Below are 3,001 nucleotides of genomic sequence, written 5' to 3'. Positions count from 1 at the left end.
AAGATGATCAGTTACATCATTGCAAAGCTCTGTAATAGATGTTTGATCATCAATACTCTTGGTACTCTTTTGAAATGCAATTAGCCCACAATTTTCTTCTTTCAAACAATAAAAGGAATTTCCGTTTTTTAAATAATTATAGGATTTAAAGAATGGTTTAAGGGTTTTTATAAGGATTTTTATAGCCTTGCCTCTTTGCAATTTCTTGCGCCATTGAATTTTCCATCCAGAGCTGAGTCTATACATGACAATCTTAATTAATAGTCCATATTTATATTTCTTTTTCCCGCAATCAAATCATCTGCGATTTCATTTAGCCTTTTATAACAAAGAGCAAACTCAGCTCCATCTTCCATCTTATTCAAAATTAACAGTATTCTCAAAAACTCTACATCTTGCTCCTGAGAGCCGTCGATATAAACTTCATGTGCCCAAGCCCCTATTTCTCTAATGTCCTCTTCACAACCTACTCTCTCTTTCAATTCTTTGCCAAAGCTAACTCTAGTATGCATTATTTAAATCCTCTTTTTTCTGCGCCAGTAGGTGGGTAATGTTGGGCTCTTAAATTCTGTCCATCTAAGGATTTAGGGTGAACCCTATTCACATTACCTTGATGATCGTACGACTCGGCCCAAGTTCTAACTTGTCCTGTCTTGGTATTGTGTTCAGTTACGTAAGAATTTCCTCTGGTTGGTCCTGGTGTTCTTGATGAGCGTTCAACATCATAATAACGAATGCGGCCATCTGCAAATGTTTGAGTTTTTACGGCAGTTAATTGTGCATTCTGCAAAATTCTTAGTTTATGATTTAAAGCATGCTGAGCATTAACATTATTTAATGCACTACCACCGATACGGTTACCATTTAAAGGAGCATTACCTCCCTGTTTGAAGTTAATCCGTGATTGAATATTAACACCACCATACACAAGAAATGAGTGTCGTAAAGTTCCGGCGGTATTGTCTTGACTCACATCATGGCGAACGCTCGCAGGTACCCAAAACATTCACCTTTTAAATCAACTTCTTTATCCTCTTTTTTCGTCCAGAAATCCGGTCCTATATCAGTGCTGCTACGGCACACTTGCGACAAAGCCCAATTATAATCTAAACTAAGCTATACCATTCTTCAGGGGTAGAAAACCAAATACCTTTAATTTTTTTTCTCTCAAATTCTTGCTTTATTTTTTCTGATACTAATAAATTGCTTATATATTCCTTATCCCGAGCTATTTGCAGACTCCCCATGCAATTAGGCTTATAGGTTAGATACTTAAATCCAAGAATAGTATTAGGAGCATTTCCCCCCATAAATTCGCAAATTGATTTTTCATGATCAATCCCAACAAAAGTTTTTGTTACATTTAAGAGTTTGTAATCATTTATGACACCGTCTTTACAATGTACTTCAGTATCAAAAAATTGAACTTCATCAGGAGCTAATTTAATCAATAAATCAATTATTTTTTGATTTACTAGTGGTGATGCGCAATTATTGGGAATTGCATCAAACTTACTGATGACTTCTATTTTAGTCATTTCATGCTCAAATACACATTTCGATTTAATTTCATTAAATGCCACCTCAGCGCCATTTAAAAATAAAAAACGATCTGGAGAACGGTTTCGATTATATTCTGCAATCATTTTGTTTGTACAATTTTTAGTTTTCATCCAAAGATAGATCATTGGTATTCCCATTCTCTTATAAATTATTTTATTTAGCCCAGGGCCGAGGTTTAACATATAGATCCGTTATTCCATTGCGTAAGTTCTGTCTCTCATTGACTATCATATTGCGAAGCTGCTCACGATATTGTGTTTGACTCCAACCTTGTGCTTTTCCTTGTATTAAAATTTGATCCATTTTTGCTGCGACAGCATCCATTGCCATTTGTGTATGTTTACCACTGTGGAGAGAACGATTTTCATGATGAGATTTCTTTCCATCTGGTAAAAATATCCTATTAACTTTAGAGTTTATATCTTTTCTATTATTAAATCCTGCTTTTTCTAATAGCTCATGATTCTTGGTTGCCTTATTAGTATGACTCACTATATGATGACTCTGAAATCCTCTGGTAATCTCTCTACGATTAAAATTTCCCGCACCAACACGGTTACCACTTAAAGAACTATTTCCTCCAGGAATAATATTAATACGAGACTGAATATTAACACCGCCATAAACAAAAAATGAGTGTCGTGAAGTTCCGGCGGTATTGTCTTTGCTCACATCATGACGAACACTCGCAGGAACCCAAAAACATTCACCTTTTAAATCAACTTCTTTATCTTCTTTTCCCAAATTAATTTTAGCGAAACCTGATTCACTTTTATCTTTTAATTCTTTGATTTGTCTTAACTGCTCACACGCTTCTTCATTTGCAATACGCATCGCTGCTGCATCACCATCATCATCTATGGCTAGAGCAATATCATGGATTGAGCGATTTAGATAATGTGTATGAATTTTTTGCTGAAGATTTTTCTTTGTGTTCGATACAAGTTCATTTGCTAAGGGATTCATATCTCCTTGCATAAAAGATCTGATTGAGTCCGATGAACACGAAGGAAATAACTCTGTTAATTGTCGACGAATTTCTGTGCACTTAGAATCCGATAGCTTCTTTGCAATTGTTGCTCTCGTGGGGATTGCATCCGTAATTCGTGAAGATGAAGCATGTGGATTAGCCTTCGAAAGTGCGTCGTACATACGAGTATGTTCCTCATTCACTTCCGGTGAATATTCGCTAAAAGTTAATGATCCAATTTGACTTTTAATGTGATTTAAATTGTTGCACTGCTCTCTCTTTAATGCAGAGGTGGACATATCCGCTCTCCAGAGCTGGAATTGGGACGTAATGTTTTTACGAATCTCGAGATAACTTTCATTGTACTTTTTATAAGCCTCGGTATTTGGTGGCGTATTTTTTGATGACGTATTCAATAAAAAGTTCAAAGCATCTAGGGACTCCTGGTTGCTTTGACGAATGCTACTT

5 protein-coding genes are annotated in these 3,001 nt (G+C 35.8%); all 5 read right to left on the bottom strand.

The window, feature by feature from the left end:
- Positions 1–201, bottom strand: a 201-nt coding sequence (locus Q0495_RS15400) for a hypothetical protein (protein WP_298627860.1), incomplete at its 3' end; no start/stop codon positions are given.
- Between the two features lie 56 nt (positions 202–257).
- A complete protein-coding gene (locus Q0495_RS15395) occupies positions 258–512 on the bottom strand; it encodes a hypothetical protein (RefSeq protein ID WP_298627858.1) in 255 nt (84 codons plus the stop codon).
- Positions 512–1,006 (bottom strand): hypothetical protein, encoded by a 495-nt coding sequence (locus tag Q0495_RS15390; protein WP_298627857.1) that lies wholly within the window; start codon positions 1,004–1,006, stop codon positions 512–514. The genes Q0495_RS15395 and Q0495_RS15390 overlap by 1 nt, the downstream gene beginning before the upstream one ends.
- A 100-nt stretch (positions 1,007–1,106) precedes the next feature.
- Positions 1,107–1,673, bottom strand: a complete 567-nt coding sequence (locus Q0495_RS15385) for a DUF1629 domain-containing protein (RefSeq protein WP_298627856.1) — start codon at positions 1,671–1,673, stop codon at positions 1,107–1,109.
- 43 nt (positions 1,674–1,716) lie between these two features.
- Entirely contained in the window at positions 1,717–2,832 is a 1,116-nt protein-coding gene (locus Q0495_RS15380) for an AHH domain-containing protein (RefSeq protein WP_298627854.1), read from the bottom strand.
- Between the last annotated feature and the right edge of the window lie 169 nt (positions 2,833–3,001).

It is taken from the genome of uncultured Legionella sp. (assembly GCF_937871865.1).
Taxonomy (GTDB): Bacteria; Pseudomonadota; Gammaproteobacteria; order Legionellales; family Legionellaceae; genus Legionella.
Note: the sequence above shows the minus strand (reverse complement) of the source record. Positions and strands in the feature narration are given on the sequence as shown.

What these genes read in the sequence shown, in the direction of transcription:
- Q0495_RS15380 (WP_298627854.1), bottom strand. Translation starts at nt 2,832, where the DNA reads ATGTCCACCTCTGCATTAAAGAGAGAGCAGTGCAACAATTTAAATCAC.
- Q0495_RS15390 (WP_298627857.1), bottom strand. Translation starts at nt 1,006, where the DNA reads ATGTTTTGGGTACCTGCGAGCGTTCGCCATGATGTGAGTCAAGACAAT.
- Q0495_RS15395 (WP_298627858.1), bottom strand. Translation starts at nt 512, where the DNA reads ATGCATACTAGAGTTAGCTTTGGCAAAGAATTGAAAGAGAGAGTAGGT.
- Q0495_RS15385 (WP_298627856.1), bottom strand. Translation starts at nt 1,673, where the DNA reads ATGAAAACTAAAAATTGTACAAACAAAATGATTGCAGAATATAATCGA.